13 protein-coding genes are annotated in these 18,866 nt (G+C 33.7%); 8 read left to right on the top strand and 5 right to left on the bottom strand.

What is annotated here, in order from left to right; genetic code table 11:
* Positions 1-110: 110 nt before the first annotated feature.
* The gene (locus tag ACFFLS_RS03985) at positions 111-440 is read left to right on the top strand and encodes a DUF4870 domain-containing protein (protein ID WP_379685393.1); all 330 of its coding nucleotides are present in this window, start codon (positions 111-113) and stop codon (positions 438-440) included.
* Positions 441-655: 215 nt separating this feature from the next.
* On the opposite strand, the gene ACFFLS_RS03980 is transcribed toward ACFFLS_RS03985, so the two are convergent.
* Entirely contained in the window at positions 656-904 is a 249-nt protein-coding gene (locus ACFFLS_RS03980) for a hypothetical protein (protein WP_379685392.1), read from the bottom strand.
* Positions 905-1,163: 259 nt separating this feature from the next.
* Here ACFFLS_RS03980 and ACFFLS_RS03975 point away from each other — a divergent pair, with 259 nt between their 5' ends.
* Complete coding sequence (locus ACFFLS_RS03975; protein WP_379685391.1) at positions 1,164-2,570, top strand: exonuclease domain-containing protein; 1,407 nt, start codon at positions 1,164-1,166, stop codon at positions 2,568-2,570.
* Positions 2,571-2,639: 69 nt separating this feature from the next.
* Positions 2,640-4,994 carry a mechanosensitive ion channel family protein gene (locus ACFFLS_RS03970; RefSeq protein ID WP_379685390.1) on the top strand — a complete coding sequence of 785 codons (2,355 nt, stop codon included), beginning with the start codon at positions 2,640-2,642 and terminating at the stop codon, positions 4,992-4,994.
* 81 nt (positions 4,995-5,075) lie between these two features.
* On the opposite strand, the gene ACFFLS_RS03965 is transcribed toward ACFFLS_RS03970, so the two are convergent.
* The 4 genes from ACFFLS_RS03965 to ACFFLS_RS03950 are packed head-to-tail and all read right to left on the bottom strand — an operon-like array spanning position 5,076 to position 13,052.
* Positions 5,076-7,499, bottom strand: coding sequence for an ABC transporter permease (locus ACFFLS_RS03965; RefSeq protein WP_379685389.1), 2,424 nt, complete (start codon positions 7,497-7,499; stop codon positions 5,076-5,078).
* A 1-nt stretch (position 7,500) separates the two neighbouring features.
* Positions 7,501-9,912 carry an ABC transporter permease gene (locus ACFFLS_RS03960; RefSeq protein ID WP_379685388.1) on the bottom strand — a complete coding sequence of 804 codons (2,412 nt, stop codon included), beginning with the start codon at positions 9,910-9,912 and terminating at the stop codon, positions 7,501-7,503.
* Between the two features lies 1 nt (position 9,913).
* On the bottom strand, positions 9,914-12,337 hold the full coding sequence (locus tag ACFFLS_RS03955; RefSeq protein WP_379685387.1) for an ABC transporter permease: 2,424 nt from the start codon (positions 12,335-12,337) through the stop codon (positions 9,914-9,916).
* Positions 12,338-12,341: 4 nt separating this feature from the next.
* Entirely contained in the window at positions 12,342-13,052 is a 711-nt protein-coding gene (locus ACFFLS_RS03950) for an ABC transporter ATP-binding protein (protein ID WP_379685386.1), read from the bottom strand.
* A 272-nt stretch (positions 13,053-13,324) separates the two neighbouring features.
* Between ACFFLS_RS03950 and ACFFLS_RS03945 the strand changes: the two genes are divergently transcribed.
* The 5 genes from ACFFLS_RS03945 (at position 13,325) to ACFFLS_RS03925 (ending at position 18,730) form a co-directional block, all read left to right on the top strand.
* The gene (locus tag ACFFLS_RS03945) at positions 13,325-14,671 is read left to right on the top strand and encodes a sigma-54-dependent transcriptional regulator (protein WP_379685385.1); all 1,347 of its coding nucleotides are present in this window, start codon (positions 13,325-13,327) and stop codon (positions 14,669-14,671) included.
* 55 nt (positions 14,672-14,726) lie between these two features.
* Entirely contained in the window at positions 14,727-16,001 is a 1,275-nt protein-coding gene (locus ACFFLS_RS03940) for a sensor histidine kinase (protein WP_379685384.1), read from the top strand.
* Between the two features lie 108 nt (positions 16,002-16,109).
* Positions 16,110-17,168, top strand: a complete 1,059-nt coding sequence (locus ACFFLS_RS03935; protein ID WP_379685383.1) for a glycoside hydrolase family 130 protein — start codon at positions 16,110-16,112, stop codon at positions 17,166-17,168.
* A gap of 244 nt (positions 17,169-17,412) precedes the next feature.
* A complete protein-coding gene (locus tag ACFFLS_RS03930; RefSeq protein WP_379685382.1) occupies positions 17,413-17,952 on the top strand; it encodes a hydrolase in 540 nt (179 codons plus the stop codon).
* Between the two features lie 7 nt (positions 17,953-17,959).
* On the top strand, positions 17,960-18,730 hold the full coding sequence (locus ACFFLS_RS03925) for an alpha/beta hydrolase (RefSeq protein WP_379685381.1): 771 nt from the start codon (positions 17,960-17,962) through the stop codon (positions 18,728-18,730).
* Positions 18,731-18,866: the final 136 nt, after the last annotated feature.

Raw genomic sequence — 18,866 nt, 5'->3', positions numbered from 1 at the left:
CTTTACTAACCTAATCCGAACAAATACAAAGTCAAAACAGCCAAAGACAAATTCTCTATTTAAGATTCCTATTGTTGTATCTACTTTTGATCTAATAAATAAATATAACGATGAACAGAAAAACCCTTTCTATCTTAAGCTACATCACTATTATTGGATGGATTATAGCATTTGTTAAAAGTAAAGATTTAACTCCAAAAAGCGACCTTGTTACTTATCACTTAAAGCAAGGCTTGGGTATTTTTGTAGTTTCATTTGTAGTGAATATCCTTTTATCTATTGTCGTATTTACGGTTTCGTCTCTTTACTTTTTAAACTACATTGGTTACGCAATTTTCATTTTATGGATTTTCGGAATTATCAATGCAGCAAACGAGCAAAAGAAACCAATTCCTGTAATTGGAAAAGCATTTGAAGATAAATTTGGTTTTATCGACTAAATAATCCCCCAATTTTTTTTACACGCCGATTTTTTAAATTTTTGGATAAAGAAAGTGGCTCTCTGTAAATGTTGATGCTATGGGTCTAGCATCAGCAAAAGCTGAGGGTCATTTCTTTTTTTATCCTTCTAACTTTATCCAATAAAAAAAGATGAGCTCAAAAACTCATCTTTTTTTCGTCTATATTAAAATAAAATTGAATAAACAGCAAGCTTTTACTTTAGAAGCATCACCGCATCATTAAGCTGATGGTCGGCAATGTATCCCAATAAAAACTCTTCTGTCGATTTTTTGTTTCGCGAAGGTGTAGAAAAGGTATTGAGGTAATAATGTTCGTCTTCATCCGAAATATGAATGATTTCGGTAAAGCCTCCGGCAATCAATGACCCTTTTAGTTTAATCACTTTAAACTCACTGCCATTGTCAATTTCTTTTCTCACCCTAAGTTTAATAGTGCTTTCCATCACGATGTTTTTAAATTATTTTTGGTTTCTTCAAACTACTGTAAGACAGCAACTTTAGATGTATAAATATAGATAAAATTCTATTCCGCCTCTAATCGAAATTGTTAAAAATTTGTAAGCTGTAAATATTTCACAAATAATCAATTACGTAAAACTTGTTATAATTTATAACAGCACTTTTTCAAAAAAAGGCATCAATCTATGCTAATTTTGCAAAACCAGGAACAAACAGCTGTTTTATGGTTCAAGAAGCTGTAAAATGAGAGAAACTGAATATGCCATAGTCGATATTGAAACCACAGGCGGTAATGCCTCTGGAAGTCGCATTACAGAAATTGCCATCATCATTCACGACGGCAAAAGTATTATCGACCGTTTTGAAACGCTTATAAATCCACAAAAAGATATTCCGCTTCCGATTTTTGCCTTAACAGGAATCAACAATGAAATGGTTCGTGACGCTCCAATTTTTGATGATGTTTCTGAGCAGATTTTCGAAATGCTCAACGGCCGTATTTTTGTAGCTCATAATGTAAATTTTGATTATTCTTTTGTACGGCATCAGCTTCAGGAATCCGGATTTAAATGGACAGCCAGAAAATTGTGTACAGTACGCGCAACCCGAAAGATAAAACCTGGACTAAGTTCTTACAGTCTCGGAAATTTGTGCCGCTCCTTAGAGATTCCCGTTGAAAATCGTCACCGCGCGGGAGGCGACGCAGATGCTACAGCGATTTTGTTTACAATGCTCCTTGATTGGGACGATGAAGGCCATATTTCAAAAATGCTCAAAACTACTTCTCAGGATCAGCGACTTCCTCCTAACCTTCCTCCTTCTGATTTTGAACAACTTCCAGAAAAACCTGGGATTTATTATTTCTATGATCAAAATAAAAAGGTAATTTATGTTGGAAAAGCCGTTAACATCAAAAAACGGGTTGCTTCTCATTTTACAGGCAATAATGTAAAACCTCAACGCCAGAATTTTCTTCGAGATATTTACAATATAACCTTTGAAGTCTGTGCTACCGAACTTATGGCGCTTCTACTGGAATATAGCGAAATCAAAAAACTTTGGCCGGAGCACAACCGCGCTTTAAAACGTTTCGAACCCAAATTCGGATTGTATGAATATGAAGCTCGAAGCGGCCATAAACATTTGGCTATCGGAAGACTGAATAAATTTCAGACTTGTATAGAAGTTTTTAATTCTGAATATGAAGGTGTAAACTTATTGCTTTCTCTTTCTCAAAAATTTGAAATCGACCAAAGATTCTGCAGTTATTCAAAATTGTCGCCAGGTGAATTTTTGATGCCTCAGAAAAATTCGGATTATCCGGAAACTGTTGCTCATAATGCTCAAGTCGAAAATGCTCTTGAATATTTAATCGGCATTAGGCCTAGTTTTGCCATTATAGACAAAGGACGCTCTGCTGATGAACGCAGCTGTATCTGGATAGAAAACGGTCATTTTTACGGAATGGGCTATTTCCCTACCGAAACCGCTATTACCGAACCTTTAGAAATCAAAGATTACCTTACGGCTTATGCCAGTAGCCAGTATATTATGCAACTGGTGTCTTCGTTTGCAGAAAAAAATCCGCGAAAAGTATATTTCAATAAAAATTTTCAAAAGAAAGAAACAGAAACCGATTTATCATTTTAAATTTATTTTCTTAATCAAAAGTTACGCAAAAAAATCTAAATTTGAGCTCCCTAAATAAGCCTAAAAATTATGATTTTTCTGAAAAAACCTATTTATTACCTTACATTACTACTAACCCTTTTTTATTCGCAACAGCATTTCTCACAAGAGAATAAAACTCCTAAAAAAGAAAATGCCGGTCGATTGTTTAACGATACAACCGCAACCGACAGCGATTATCTAATGTCTATCGAAAAAGCTGGAGAAGTTTTAGAATCTGCTTATAACGATACCGATTTTGAAGGTGGAACACATCATCTTTTTGGTGAGATGAAACGTACCGAAAGTAAGCTTGAACTTATACTAGCGAGTTTAAAAGGCGCAAATCCAAATGTTAGAAATCAGCAGATGTACCGTCTTGTTCTGCAAGAGATTCAGCAGGAGCTTAATGAACAGAATACGGCAATCAACGCCCGAAACTTGATTCTTGAAAAGATTAAGAAACGTGTTATCGATCTACGAAAAGACAAAACTTTAATCACTTTATTAAGAGATACGATTCGTCGCAAACAATTCAAAAAAGAATTTGCCGACCTTAAAAAAAGATATCTGGCTACAGATAGCCTAATGACCGAAAATCAGGGAATCCTTAACAATAAAAAAAGACTTACAGTACAGCGAAAAATTGCCGTTTCTAACGCTCTGGTTACTGTTGAAGGAAAACTTGAAAAGTCGGGAATCAGTATTTTCAACAAAGAATATCCTTCTTTATGGCAACTTGGAGATTCGGCTGTAAAGAAAAAAGTTACGCACAATATAAAAGCTAAAGTAATCATCGAAGAAAATGTAGCCGCTTATTATCTTGGCTACAAAGCCGGCGGACTTGTAACTTTATGTTTCTTTATGGGACTTTTGTATTGGTACATTTCGAGAAACATAAAATTCCTAAAATCTAAAGACTGTATTGAGAATCTTTCACAGTTTAATTTTAAATATCTTAATAGAGGCATTCTTATTCCAGTTGTGGTTATAGGTTTAAACATTGCGGTTGTTACCAATTTGTATGCTCCTGCATTGTTTTTAGAATTAATCCAGCTTATTTTGTTAGGAGCTTTAACAGTATTATTCAAAAACAAATGGTCGGGCATCGCAATGCGTAACTGGCTGTTGCTTTTAGGATTGTTTTTTGCTCTTTGCTTCTTAGATTTATTCATTACCGTTGGTTTATTGCAACGATGTGCCTTTATCGTAATCAATATCCTCGGAATTCGTTACGGATTGGTTCAAATCAAAACTTTAAAAGAACAGCTTTATATCAAAGGATTTTTTAAATGGGCCAGTATTATTTTTATTGGTTTGAATGGGTTATCTATTCTATTTAACTTGTTTGGTAGAGTTTCGCTTTCAAACATGATAAGTATTACAGCTTTCATATCTTTAACTCAAATTGTCGCTTTAAGTGTTTTATTGAAGATTATTTTAGAAATCATTCTTCTTCAAATTTACACCACAAGAGTAAAACGAGGTATCGAAAAAATGTTCAATTACGAAAGTTTGTCCGATACACTTAAAAAGCCATTCATTATCGTAATCAGTTATATGTGGCTGATTGTTATTGCTTCTAATTTAAATATTTGGGAGTCGCTTCGTGCTTCTTTTCAAAAGATCTTAATTCATCCAAATACAATCGGAAGTATTACTTTTACTTTAGAAAACATCGTTTTATTTTTCATCATTATTTGGGCAGCACATTTACTTCAAAATTATGTAGCTTACTTTTTTGGTGAAATTGATGATGAAAATGAAGAAAACATCAACAAAAGGCAACATTCAAAGCTTCTTATTACGAGGTTGATTGTCTTAATAAGTGGTTATCTTCTGGCTGTGGCTGCGTCGGGAATGCCATTGGATAAATTGAGTATTCTTCTTGGAGCGCTGGGTGTCGGTGTCGGACTCGGACTTCAGAATATAGTCAACAACTTTGTTTCGGGTATCATTTTAATTTTTGACAAACCTATCCAAATCGGCGATGTTGTTGAAATCAGTTCAGAATCAGGGCGAGTAAAGTCTATGGGACTTAGAACAACCAAAATCAATGCGCCAAACGGTGCCGAAATCATTATCCCGAATGGTAATTTATTATCGCAGAATATCACAAACTGGACCTACACTGATAATTATAAACTTGTAGAAGTTACGTTTGAGATTACAGGCGAAACTGTTCCAGAAGAAATAAATACTATTGTAAACGAAACGCTTGCGAATCTGCCATTGGTAAACAATGCAAAACCATCTCAGATTTACTACAGCGCCATTTCTCAAGGAAAATATAAACTGCTGATTAAATTCTGGTGCAGCATTTATCGCACCGAAGAAACGATAAGCAGTGCCCGCCAGGAATTGTATAATGGTTTTAAAGATAAAGGTCTGACTTTCTCAAGTTAGACGAAAAAAAAGCGATAACTAAAGACTTCTTGGTTATCGCTTTTTTGTTTTATTGAACTTATGTTTCAGTTTTACTATTTTTTACTCGTATTTCAGATAGTGCAAAATGTCTGTTTTCGTTGCTGCATAAGCTCTCGAAAGAACAATTGTTAATGTTAGAATTAATAAAGTGAAAAATCCTAAAATGAATGGAATTATGCTGATGTCTATTCTAAAAGCGAAATTTTCGAGCCATTTGTTCAATAAAAAATGAACAGGAAAAATTGCTATTATGAAACCTATTATGCAGTAGAAAACATATTGTTTCGATAATTCTTTTAACAGCACATTTGTTTCAGCTCCAAGCGTTTTTCTAATGGCGATTTCTTTCATTCGTCGTTGTATTGAATAAGATGCTAAGGCAAATAATCCAAAAAGAGCAATTAGAATTACAATAACATTAAGTAATAAAAACAAATTCTTTTGTTTTACATACGCTTCGTAAGTCCGTGCGTATTCTTTATCTACGAAATCGTATTTAAAAGGATATTCAGTATCAACTTTTGTTTTCCAAAATTTTTCAATGTAAGAAATCGTGTTGTCTATATTTGTTGCATTCAATTTTACATATACTCTGTCCATTTCTGTCGCCATTCCTAAAGTTTTTAAATGATAAAATGTCATTGGCGGTACGGCGACCTCTGGACTTAGTAAATTAAAATCTTTTACCACTCCAATAATTTTTAAGTTTTGATTTCTAATCAAAATTTGTTCTCCAATAGGATTTTTCATATTCATCAACTTTGCGGCAGTTTCATTTATGATGATGGAGTTTATAGTGTCGGAAGCAAGTTTTTTGTCGAACCCTCTTCCTTTTGCCATTTTGATTTTTAACATTTCAAGCATCCCAAAATCTATCCCAATATGTTTTGCCTTAAAAAGTACATCGTGATATAAAAGCGGTGCTAACGAATTGTCTGAACCGTCAAAAGATACAAGTCCGGTTGAAACATTTTCAACTCCTTCAATTTTGCTTAACTCTTGCTTTATTGTACTGTATTTGTTGAAAATATTCTGCGCATTGTTTTCTCCTTCGTAATCTGAAGGAAGAAGGTGTAAGTCTACTGCAATCAGCTGATTTCCTTTGAAACCGAGATCTTTATCGCTTAAATATTTTACTTGTTGATATACAATGCTTGAGCCAATAATAAAAAATGTAGCGATAGCAAATTGAAAAATCAACATTCCGTTGCGCAACCAAACGCCATTTTTACTTCTTGAGAAATTACCTTTCAAGACTTTCAAAGTTTCAAAATTAGAAACATACACTGCAGGAAATATCCCTGCAACAAAAATAGTTGTAACGAAAATTAGAATGAGTTGTAGATAAAATTGGCTTCCAATAATCATTAAATTTTTATTTAAAAAATTATTGTAATAAGGCAAAGTCGATTCTACGATTACTAAAGCTAACAATATCGACAACAAACTAATTAAAGTTGTTTCAAATATAAATTGAAGTATGATATTATTTTTTGATGCGCCAATAATTTTGCGGATTCCTACTTCTTTAGCGCGTTTTATGGCATTGGCTGTAGCCAGATTTATATAATTGACGATAGATAAAATTAGAATCAAAATCGAGAGTCCTGTCATAATTAGCAAAAACTGATAATTGCCACGACCTTCAGGATAACCATCTGCAATAGATTGTAATCTTGCTGTTGACAACGGTTCCATGAAAACTGTAAAATGCCCCACTTTTTTTGTCATCTCTTCAGGAGTAAAACCAGCTTGTTTTGCCTCTCTTACAATCACATCATCATAGTATGCTTTTTCGAGCATCTTTCGGGTCTGTTCTACTTTTGCCGGATCTTTCACTTTTAAAAGTATTTTTAAAGCAAATAGGCTTCGACTTTGAGCCGGATCTGCGAGATCTTTCATCCGATTTACTACAACATTTGGAGCAATCGAAGAATTTCCAGGAATTTGATATACGGCACGAACTACAAACAAATTATCAAAACAATTGATTTGTTTGCCAATTGGATTTTCATTTCCAAAAACGCGATTTGCAAGATTTTCAGATATTGCAATACTTGAACCATCTTTTAATGCATTCACAGCATTTCCATGAATGATTTTAAAAGGAAAAAGAGAAAAGAAATCTTTTTCAACATTGATTATTTTATCAACGAATTCTTTTTTACCATTATAAATGAATTTGCTTTTTTGATACCAGCTATCAGCAAAAACGATGTTTTGGACATTAGGGTCTTTTTCCAAATGTGCTTTTAATAATACAGTATTATCTGCACTGACAGGCATATCTGTGAGTTGTACTAAAACTTGATAAACATTCTCTTTTTCCGGATTCCAGGCGTTATAACTCTGTTCGTCGTTCCAGTACAGTAAAGCGAACACTAAACCTGCAATTCCAATCGATAGCCCTAAAACATTCAGAGCACTAAACAACTTGTTGTTCTTAAGTTGGTAAATAAATATGTTGATCCAGTTTTTTAGCATCTTATTCGTATTTTAAATATCGTAAAATTTCGACTTTTGTTACTTGGTACGCTTTCGCCAAAACGATTGTCAGTGTCAGAAATAATAAAGACACAAAAGCAATTATGAAAGGTAAAACTGGAATGTCAATTCGGAATGCAAAATTTTCAAGCCATTTTTGCAATAAAAGATAGGCAGGAAGTATTCCGATCAAAAAGCCAATCACACAAAAAACAACATATTGGTTTGATAAATCTTTAAGCAAAATATTGGTTTCTGCACCAAGCGTTTTTCGAATAGCGATTTCTCTTAATCTTCTTTCCATTGAAAAAGAAGCCAGAGCAAACAATCCGAAAACGGCAATTAGGATTACGATAATATTCAATAAGGCAAATAAGTTTCTTTGGTTTTCATATTTCTTAAAATTTCGGGCATAGTTTTTATCGACAAAATTATATTCGAATGGATATTCAGCATCTACTTTTTGCGTCCAGAATTTATTAATTCGGGCAATAGTTTCTGAAATATCGTCGGGTTTAACTTTTATGAAAACATGTCTGATGTCATCCTGAACGCCATTAATTTTGGTTACATAAAAGAGCACCATAGGTCCAATTCTGCTTTCAAATCCGAAATAGTTGAAATTTTTAACCACGCCAACAATCTTCATTTTTTGATCTCTCCAAAGAATCGTTTTATTTATAACATCTTTTTCTCCAATCAATTTGGCAGTTTCTTCGTTTATAAGTACTGACGAAATGGTATCAGAAGAAATTGCGGGATTTAATTTTCGCCCTTTCAGCAATTTAATATCCAATATATCCAGCATGTCTAAATCCATTGCCATTTCCTGAATTAAAAATGGTTTTCTGTTTTGATAACTCGCACTTGACCATGAATTTTCCTGAGATCCCATTGCAAATAATGCAGTCGAAACCGCTTCGACGCCTTTTATTTTTGAGGCTTCTTGTTTGATGAGTTTGTATCTTTCGAATTGCGATTTCTCTTTTTTAGGTTTAAAAGTGATATCTAAAACTTGCGAACCATTAAAACCTAAATCTTTTTCGGCCATAAAATTGACTTGCTTGTAAACTATGAAAGAGCCAATGATAAAAAAAGTCGCAATTGCAAACTGTAAAACCAACATTCCGTTTCGGAGCCAAATTCCTTTTTTGCTTCGGGAGAAATTTCCTTTCAAAACTTTTAAAACTTCAAAATTCGAAACATAAATCGCTGGCAGAACTCCCGAAACTACTATTACAAGCAACGTAATTAAAATTAACTGAATATAAAACTGAGTACTAACCAGAACCAAATCTTTATTTAGAAATGAATTGTAATACGGCAACAAAACCTCAACAAGGACTAATGCCAGTAAAACGGAAAAAATCGTAATTAAAGCTGTTTCAAAAACAAATTGAGTTACAATTTGTCCTTTTGTCGCGCCAGTGATTTTTCTTACGCCAATTTCTTTGGCTCTTTTTATGGCATTTGCAGTCGCAAGGTTAATGTAATTTACAATCGAAAGCGATAAAATTAAAATTGACAAACCCATTAAAATCATCAGGTATTGCAAATTTCCGTTTGGTTCAGAAAAAGGCTGATTTCCTTTGTATAACTTAGCTTCCGATAAAGGCAACAAACTAGTTTTTACAGGATTTCCGTACTTTTTTGTAAATTCTTCGATCGAAAGACCTTCTGATTTGGCTTGTGCTTTAGTAACATTTTCAAAAAAAAGATTGTCCATGTTTTTTATGATGGCAGCTGTCGCATTTTGGTTTTTAACTTTCAAGACCAATCCGTAATGATAGCTCCACTCGTCTTTTGTTCTTTTTAAGTCGTCATCGATGGCCGTTGTAACAGCTTCTGGCATTACAGAAGATTTTTCAGAAAGGCTGTAAACTCCTCTAACAGTAAAAACTTGCCCATTATATTTCACCAATTTTCCCATCGGGTTTTCTGTACCGAAAAGTCGCTCGGCAGTTTCTTCAGATAAAGCAATACTGTTTCTGTCCTGAATGGCCGTTTTGCCGTTTCCATGAATAAATCTGTACGGAAAGAAAGAAAAAAAGTTGCTTTGTGCTGTAAAAATCTTATTTAGCACCTCTTTTTTTCCATTATATAAAATCACATCTTTGGCATATTCGGTATAAAAATAACAGTAGCTATCCAGGTCTGAAGAAATTGCTTTTAGCATTGGTCCGGTTGTCGCCGCATTTGTTGTCCAGACATTATTTTCGCCAATGTCATTTAAGACCGAATAAACTTTGTCTTTTTCCGGATTCCATTGATCGTATGAATGTTCGTCGTTCCAAAAAAGAATCGCAAAAATCAAAGTCGCCATCCCGATTGACAATCCTAAAATATTTAGAATTGAAAACAGTTTGTTGTTTTTGATGTGATAAAAAAATGTGTTGATCCAATTTCGTAGCATCTTATTCGTATTTTAAATATTTTAAAACATCAACTTTTGTCGCCTGATAAGCTCTTGAAAGGACTACTGCAAGAGTTAGCAGTAATAAAGCCGAAAACCCAATTAGAAAAGGAGAAATCGAAATAGAAACGCGATAGGCAAAATTCTCTAGCCATTTGTTTAATAAATAATAAGCGGGAAATAAAGCAATCACAAATCCTATTATACTAAAAAGGATATATTGTTTGCAAAGTTCCTTCAATAAAACATTCGTTTCGGCACCAAGTGTTTTTCGAATAGCAATTTCTTTCATACGTCTTTCAATAGAATAAGAAGCCAATGCAAACAAACCAATAAGAGCAATTATAATAACGATGACGTTTAGCAGCGAAAAAAGATTTTTTTGTTTTACATAACTGCTATACGACCTCTTGTATTCCTTATCTACAAAATCGTATAAAAATGGATATTCTGAATCTATTTTCTTCACCCACAAACTTTCTATGTCAGCAATAGTTTGCTGCATCGTTTGGGTATCTGCGGTTACATAAATATTATTCAAAAGACTATTAAACCAAGGCACGCTTTTAAAATGGAATATTGACATTGGTGGTATAGCTTCGCCCGGATTCCCAATGTTAAAATCTTTTACAACTCCCACGATAATGGCTTCTTTTCCGTCCCAGTTTATTTTTTTTCCAATCGGATCTTTTTCATTTAACAATTTTAACGCAGTTTCGTTAATCAACATCGAATTGATAGTATCCTGAGTATATTTCGGACTAAAATAGCGCCCTTTGACTAATTTTATTTTCATCATTTCAAGAAGCCCAAAATCTACAGGAACATTGTTTCCATCAATATTAATATCTTTATGATGATAAGAAATCACAGATTTTGCACCATTTCCCATTACAAAACCGCCACCAGCGACTTCTTTAACACCTTTTATACGAAGCAGTTGATTTTTGATGTTATCATATTTATCATACTGGTCTTTAAAGCTGATTTTTTCACCATATACATTACGATACGAGATATTCAGAATTTGATTTCCGTTAAAGCCTAAATCCTTTGAATTCATATAATCAATTTGTTGATTTACGATATAAGATCCAATAATAAAAAAAGCAGCTACAGCAAACTGAAATATCAGCATTCCGTTACGAAGCCATACGCCATTTTTACTTCTTGCAAAATTACCTCTCAAGACTTTCAAGACTTCAAAATTTGAAACATAAAATGCCGGAAATATCCCTGCTGCAATTATGATTACAATAAAAACAATGATGAGTTGCAGATAGAATTGTCCGCTTTGTAAAACAAGTGTTTTTTCTAAAAAAACATTATAATAGGGAAGTGAAAGTTCAACAATTACAAGAGATATTAAAATTGAAAATAATATAATTAGTATGGTTTCAAAAATAAACTGTTGTATGATATTAGCTTTAGAAGCTCCAATAATTTTTCTAACACCAATTTCCTTAGCTCTCTTTACGGCGTTTGCGGTAGCAGAATTCACATAATTGACAATCGATAGTATCAATATTAAAATGGATAAGCCAGCAAAAATCAGCAAAAGCTGATAATTTCCGTTACTTTCTATAAGGCCACCAGTTTTGGTATGCAAGCGAATAGAGGATAAAGGCTCTAAAGTGGGTTTTACTTCTCCAAATTTTTTAATAAGTTCCTCCGGTGTCATACTTTGAAATTTAGCGCGAGGTACTGTCATATTATCATAATAAACCTTAGCAAGGCTCTTTGTAACTGATGCTGCGTAAGAAGGATTTTTTAGTTTTAATAAAAGGATGTATTGGAAATTCCCCCAAAGCTGAATATTGTTTTTAACTCTTAAATCCATAAAATTGACCACACAGGAAGGGTTAAAAATCGACTTTTTATCGAGTTTGTAAACCCCTCTTACCACCAAAACCTGATTTTGCAAAACTATTTTTTTGCCAAATGCGTTTTCATTTCCAAATAATTGCCTAGCAAGATCTTCGGACAAAGAAATACTATTACCGTCTGACAAACCTATTGCCGCATTGCCTTCGATAAACTGATAAGGGAAATAGTCAAAAAAGTTTTTTTGCGCTACAAGAACTTTCTCAGACTGTATTTTTTTACCATTGTAATGAATTATTTCATTATCATAATTGCCGCTTACATAACAATAAGATTCAACTTCCGAACTTGAATTTTTTATCGCTGAACCAATTGGTGCAGAACTTGAAGCCCAATATGTAGTGGGATCCATTTGATTGGCAACCAAAAAAACAGTGTCTTTATTAGGATTCCATTGGTCGTAACTGTGTTCATCATTCCAATACAGAATGGCAAAAATCAATCCGGCAATTCCTATACTCAAACCCAAAACATTCAAAGCTGTAAAAAGTTTGTTGTTCTTTATCTGAAAAATAAAAATACTAATCCAATTTTTCAGCATGGCTCTAATTTTTAGAAGTTACCAAAACATCGACATTTCTATGATTCTGTTTTTCAGAAAGAATAACACCATCTTTCATCAAAATTGTTTTTTGCGAAAAAGAAGCATCATAATCAGAGTGCGTTACCATCAAAATTGTTGAACCGCTTGCATGAAGATCAGTCAATAATTCCATTACTTCATTTCCGTTTTTACTATCTAAGTTTCCAGTTGGCTCATCTGCCAAAATGATTTTCGGATTATTGATTAAAGCTCTCGCAACAGCCACACGCTGCTGTTGTCCGCCCGAAAGTTGTTGCGGGAAATGTTTCAATCGGTGCGAAATTCCTAAAATCCTAGCCATGTCATTTACCTTTTGTTTTCTTTCAGAAGAGGGAACGTTGTTGTAAATCAAAGGCAATTCGATATTATCATAAACCGACAATTCATCAATTAAATTGAAGTTTTGAAAAATGAAACCGATGTTTTCTTTTCTTGCTTTTGCTCTTGATTTTTCTTTTAAACCTACCATTTCCTGATCAAGCAAATGATAACTTCCGTTTGAAGCGCTGTCTAAAAGCCCGATGATATTTAACAAAGTAGATTTTCCGCTTCCGGATGGTCCCATGATTGAAATAAAATCGCCTTGATTTATAGTTAATGAAATTTCGCTTAATGCTCTGGTTTCTAATTCCTCAGTTCTAAATACTTTTGAAAGTTTTTTAATGGTAATCATAATGGATGTTTTTAGTTTTGATTGATTTTCTTTTTAAAATATTTTCCCTTTTGAAGTAAAAGAAACACAGCTGAAAATTAAGATAATTAACAATGTGATTTTTTGTTATTTTTACTTTCGAAAGGGCTTAATAATTAATGATTTACCAGTACAATTGTGATTTTCATGCCAAAAAATTAAACCTCGTAAGTACTTTATTTTTAAGATTTTATTTTAAGAAAAAAAGCTTCACTGTCCATAAGTGGACACCTTTCGTCCAAAACCGAACAAAAATGAAAAAGACAAACGCTTCAATTTTAATCATCGACGATCAAGAAGACATCCTTTTTGCGTCGAAAGTGTATCTGAAAAAGTATTTTGAGAATATTTACACACTCAATAATCCGAAAAATATTGTCGAATTATTGGCAAAAAATACCATCGATGTTGTTTTGCTGGATATGAATTACAGAATTGGATTTGAAGACGGAAGAGAAGGTTTGTATTTGCTGAAAGAAATAAAAACGCTTTCGCCGAAAACAGTCGTGATTTTAATGACGGCTTTTGGAAAAGTGGAAACTGCGGTTGAAGGTTTAAAATCGGGCGCTTTTGATTATATCCTGAAACCTTGGGAGAATACTAAATTGCTGGAATCAGTAAAACAGGCTGTTGATAAAGCGAGAAAAGAACAAAAGAAAATGAAAAGCCCGGAAATTGCTGATGACTTTTTTATTGGAAATTCTGAAATCATAAAAAAAGCGTATTCTCTTGCCGATAAAGTTGCAAAAACAGATGCCAATGTTTTGATTCTTGGCGAAAATGGAACTGGGAAATTCGTTTTAGCACATCATATTTATTCTCAATCCGAAAGAAAAACTCAGCCTTTTGTAAATGTTGATTTGGGCGCTTTGAATTCGAATATTTTCGAAAGCGAATTATTCGGATATGCCAAAGGTGCTTTTACCGATGCCAAAACCGATACGCCGGGACGTTTTGAAATGGCGCAAAACGGAACTATTTTTCTGGATGAAATAGGAAATGTTCCGCTTCATTTACAGTCAAAATTATTGCAGGTTATCCAGACCAAAACCGTTACGAGATTGGGCGAAACAAAACCTAGACCTTTAAATGTTCGAATAATTACAGCAACCAATTTGAATTTAAAACTCGAAGTTGCCGACAAAAATTTCCGCGAAGATTTGTATTACCGAATCAATACAATGGAAATTGTTTTGCCTCCGCTACGCGAAAGAATCGAAGATAAAATTCCGTTAGCCGAATATTTATTGGAAAAAATCAGCGAAAAATACGGAAGAAGCCAAATTATTTTTGACAAAAAAGTTTTGGAACAAATCGAAAAACACGCTTGGAACGGAAACATTCGCGAAATGGAAAATAAAATTGAGCGCGCCGTTATTCTTTGTGAAAACAATAAAATTACGGTTTCCGATTTAGATTTAGAACAAATTACGGAATATGAAAATCTGGATGATATTCAGCTTTCTTCTGTAGAAAAAGCGACGGTTGAAAAAGCACTTTTGAAACACAATAATAATATCAGCAAAACCGCCGAAGAACTTGGCTTATCAAGAGGTTCTTTGTACCGCCGTCTGGAGAAATATAATATCAGCACTAATTAATATGCTTAAATCCTTAAAAACATATCAACTCCTTTTTTTGCGGTTAATTTTGATTTTGGTTACAATCGAATTTTCGATTTATCTGCATAAAATCAATTTTGTTTTTGCACCAATTTTCGGTTTTTTAATTGTTTTTCTTCTGATAATTGAATTGTATAATTATGTAAAAAGCATCATTTTGCTTTATGATAAAACCATTTCTTCGATTATTCAAAACGATTTTAGTTCTGATTTTTCAAAACATAAATCAAGTCAAAATGATTTATTTGAGTTGTATGATATTTTAAAAAACAAGCAAAATGAGCAGGTTTCTAAAGACATTATTTATACTTCTATTTTAAATAATATCGAAACCGGAATTATTATTCTGCAAAAACAGGAAAGCGACTGGAACATTTTTCTAATGAATGATTATTTTTCGACGCATTTTAATGTTCCGAAATTCTCAAAATGGAAATACCTTAAAAGCCATTTACCAACTTTATGCGAAATTATCGACAAAGACGATTTTCAGGAAATAAAAACGTCAATCGAAATCAGTATTAATCAGCAAAATTCGCAGACTTTTGTTTTACAGGCATCAAGAACGGAGATTTTTGAAAACGATTATTTTATTGTTTTACTCGATTCGATTCAGAATGTAGTAGAGAAAAAAGAAAAAGAAGCATGGGTAAATTTGATGAAAGTGATTTCGCATGAACTTTTAAATTCGATAACGCCAATTCGTTCTATTTGTCAAAATTTGCAAGATTTGGTCGAACAGGATAGTCTTTCAAACGAAGATTTGGAAGATATAAAAAACAGCGTCGAGACCATGTTGCGAAGAAGCGATCATCTCCAGAAATTTATAGAAGGGTATCGCAAACTCGCTATGCTGCCAAGCCCTAAAAAACAAAAAATAAACCTGTTGGACTTGGTCGACAATAGTCTTCAGATCATGAATCCGTTGTTTCGTCAAGAAAATATAAAAGTAGAAAACAACATTTCGTCAAAATTTTCAGTCAATGTCGATTCTCAGCAACTCGAACAAGTATTGATTAATCTATTGACAAATGCGATTTATGCTTTAAAAGAAATCTCAGATAAAGAGATTTCAATTGCAGTTCAGGCAAAAGAAAACCGCACTTTTATCAAAATATCAGACAACGGCAACGGAGTCGAAAAAGAAATTGCCGAAAAAATATTCCTACCGTTTTTTACAACCCGATCAGAAGGCGCTGGCATCGGACTCACTTTGTCTAAAAATATAATTGAAGCTCACGGCGGTTACATTTCACATAAAAATGAAGACGGAAAAACTGTTTTTGAAATTTGTCTCGTCGAAAACTAAATTAAAACATTGTGTGTGAAAATTATAACATAATGAAACACATTCTGTAAAAACGATAAGCGAAATATCACGACCTTTATTTGCAATAGCTTTTTATAGATTAATTTTATGAGTGATATTGCAAAACGATTTCCCGAAAATCCATTATTGATGCCTAAGGATCTAAAGTCAAGCACAAACGATCTTCAGATTATCAGTCTTTTGAATCCCGGTGTTTTTACCTTTGACAATAAAATCTGGCTCATTGTAAGAGTTGCCGAAAGCATTGCCCAGAAAGAAGGCGTGATATTTTTCCCAGTAGTCAATGAATTAGGCAAAGTAGAAATTATCGAAATACCGCTAAATGATCCCGATTTAGTTGCCAATGATGCACGAGTGATTCAATACAAAGGTCTGGATTATCTCACTACCTTATCTCATTTACGATTGGTCTGCAGCGATGACGGAATTCATTTTTACGAACCAGAATACAACACTTCGCTCATGGGAATTGGCGGTTTGGAGCAATATGGAATTGAAGATTGCAGGGTCAGTAAAATTGATGAGACTTATTACCTAACTTATACGGCAGTTTCGTCAAGTGGCGTTGGCGTTGGATTGAGAACCACAAAAGACTGGAAAAATTTTGAAAGCAAAGGAATGATTTTTCCTCCTCACAATAAAGATTGCGCCATTTTTGAAGAGAAAATCAATGGAAAATTTTACGCATTACATCGTCCGTCTAGTCCACAAATTGGCGGAAATTACATCTGGCTTTCAGATTCGCCCGACGGTGTACATTGGGGAAACCATCAATATCTTGTGGGAACGCGCAAAGGTTTGTGGGACAGCGCAAGAGTTGGTGCAGGCGCCGCACCTATTAAAACTGATGCGGGTTGGCTCGAAATTTATCACGGAGCCAATTCCCAGCATCAATATTGTTTGGGCGCTTTTTTAATGGATATCAAAGATCCATCAAAAGTAATTGCAAGAACGCTGGATCCCATTATGGTTCCAACAGAAAATTACGAACTCAGCGGTTTTTTCGGATACGTTGTTTTTACAAATGGCCATTTGGTCAATGGCGATCTACTGACAATTTATTACGGCGCTGCAGATGAATTTGTCTGCGGAGCACATTTCTCTATTAAAGAAATAATGTCGAAACTCGATTATTCTGCGAAATAACATACTTCAAAATATTCTAAAAATGCCTTTAACCTAAAAATTAGTTGAAGGCTTTTCTGCTTTTTACCAAAATACCAAACCCGAAGCCTAAGTCTTAATTTCTTTGAAATAAAACGAATGAAGGTTGAAATTCACGAAATATAACCAATAATTCAAGTCAAAATAATTATATTTAATTGATTTTCAATGACTTCAAATAAAGGCATAAAAATTGGCTACATTCTAAAAAAACAAAATTAAACCGATGCTCCAACTAGAAAATACAGGATTGATTGTAATTGATGTTCAGGGTAAACTGGCCCGAATTGTAAACGAAAGCAATCGAATGATTACAAATATCGAGAAGCTTATTCGTGGTTCTCAGATTCTCTCCCTCCCTATTATTTGGGCGGAACAGAATCCCAAAGGACTTGGTGACACGGTTCCCGAATTGAAGGAACTTTTAAAAAATAATCATTCAATCGAAAAATTCTACTTTAACGCTTTAGATAACGAAGAATTCAAAGAAGCTATTTTAAAAACCAAAAGAAAACAATGGATAGTCTGCGGTATAGAAACTCATATATGCGTATATCAAACTATTCTCGGATTATTAGAAAATGGTTTTGAGGTAGAAATCGCAGCTGATTGTGTTTCTTCCCGATCAAAAGAAAATTCCGAAATGGCTTTGGCAAAATTGCAGAACTGCGGTGCGTGTCTAACCAATGTCGAAATGTGTTTGTATGAATTGATGAAAAGTTCTAAAAATGAAAATTTTAAAGAAATTCTAAACCTAATCAAATAAAATAATCATGGCAAAATCTAAAACAATCGTACTCATTCATGGAAATTTTGTGAATAATGATACTTGGCAAGAATGGAAAAACTATTATGAACAAAAAGGTTATACCGTCTATGCCCCTGCAAATCCCGGACACAATGGAAATCCCGCTGAACTTAGAGCAAAAGTACATCCTGAACTTGTAAAAACCGGATTTATAGATGTAGTCGAAAACATCAATAAATTATTGAAAACACTTCCCGAAAAACCTTTAATTATTGGTCACTCAATGGCTGGAATGGCAGTTTTAAAACTAATAGAAATGGATAAAGCCGTTGCTGGCGTAAGCATTGACGGAGCACCGCCAAAAAATGTTTTTCCACCTTTTCAGACTTTGAAAACGGTAATTCCTGCCTTTGGTTTTTTCTCTTTCAATAAGTATTTTATGGGAAGCCGAAAATGGTATGATTATGCCTTTTTTAATACGATACCAGAAGCAGAAAAGAGAAGTTCATTTGAAAAATTTGCCGTACCCGAAAGTTATAAAGTCAGCCGTGAGCTGGTGCTGAATTCGTTTTCAAACATTGACTTCAAAAAACCTCACGCGCCACTTTTGTTTATTGGCGGCGGCAACGATCATATTTTTCCGCCCTCACTTACCAAAACCATCGCTTCTAAATATAGAGATGCGAACAGTAAGATTGAATTAAAAATATTTGAAGGAAAAAGCCATTTCATTTGCGGAGAACCGGGTTGGCAAAATGTTGCCGATTATATTTTGAATTGGTACGAGGCACTTTAAAAACCTAAAATTAAAAATCAAGAAACACAAAGGTTAAGAAGAAATTCTTGACCTTTTTATTCTTTTTATGGGAATATACTGTCACAGTTTGTTCTAAATTATTTCAGCCTTTTTAACTAACTTAGCAAATCAGATC

It is taken from the genome of Flavobacterium procerum, assembly GCF_042431625.1.
Taxonomy (GTDB): Bacteria; Bacteroidota; Bacteroidia; order Flavobacteriales; family Flavobacteriaceae; genus Flavobacterium; species Flavobacterium procerum.
The sequence above is the reverse complement of the archived record's forward strand: the minus strand, read 5'-3'. Positions and strand labels throughout refer to the sequence as shown.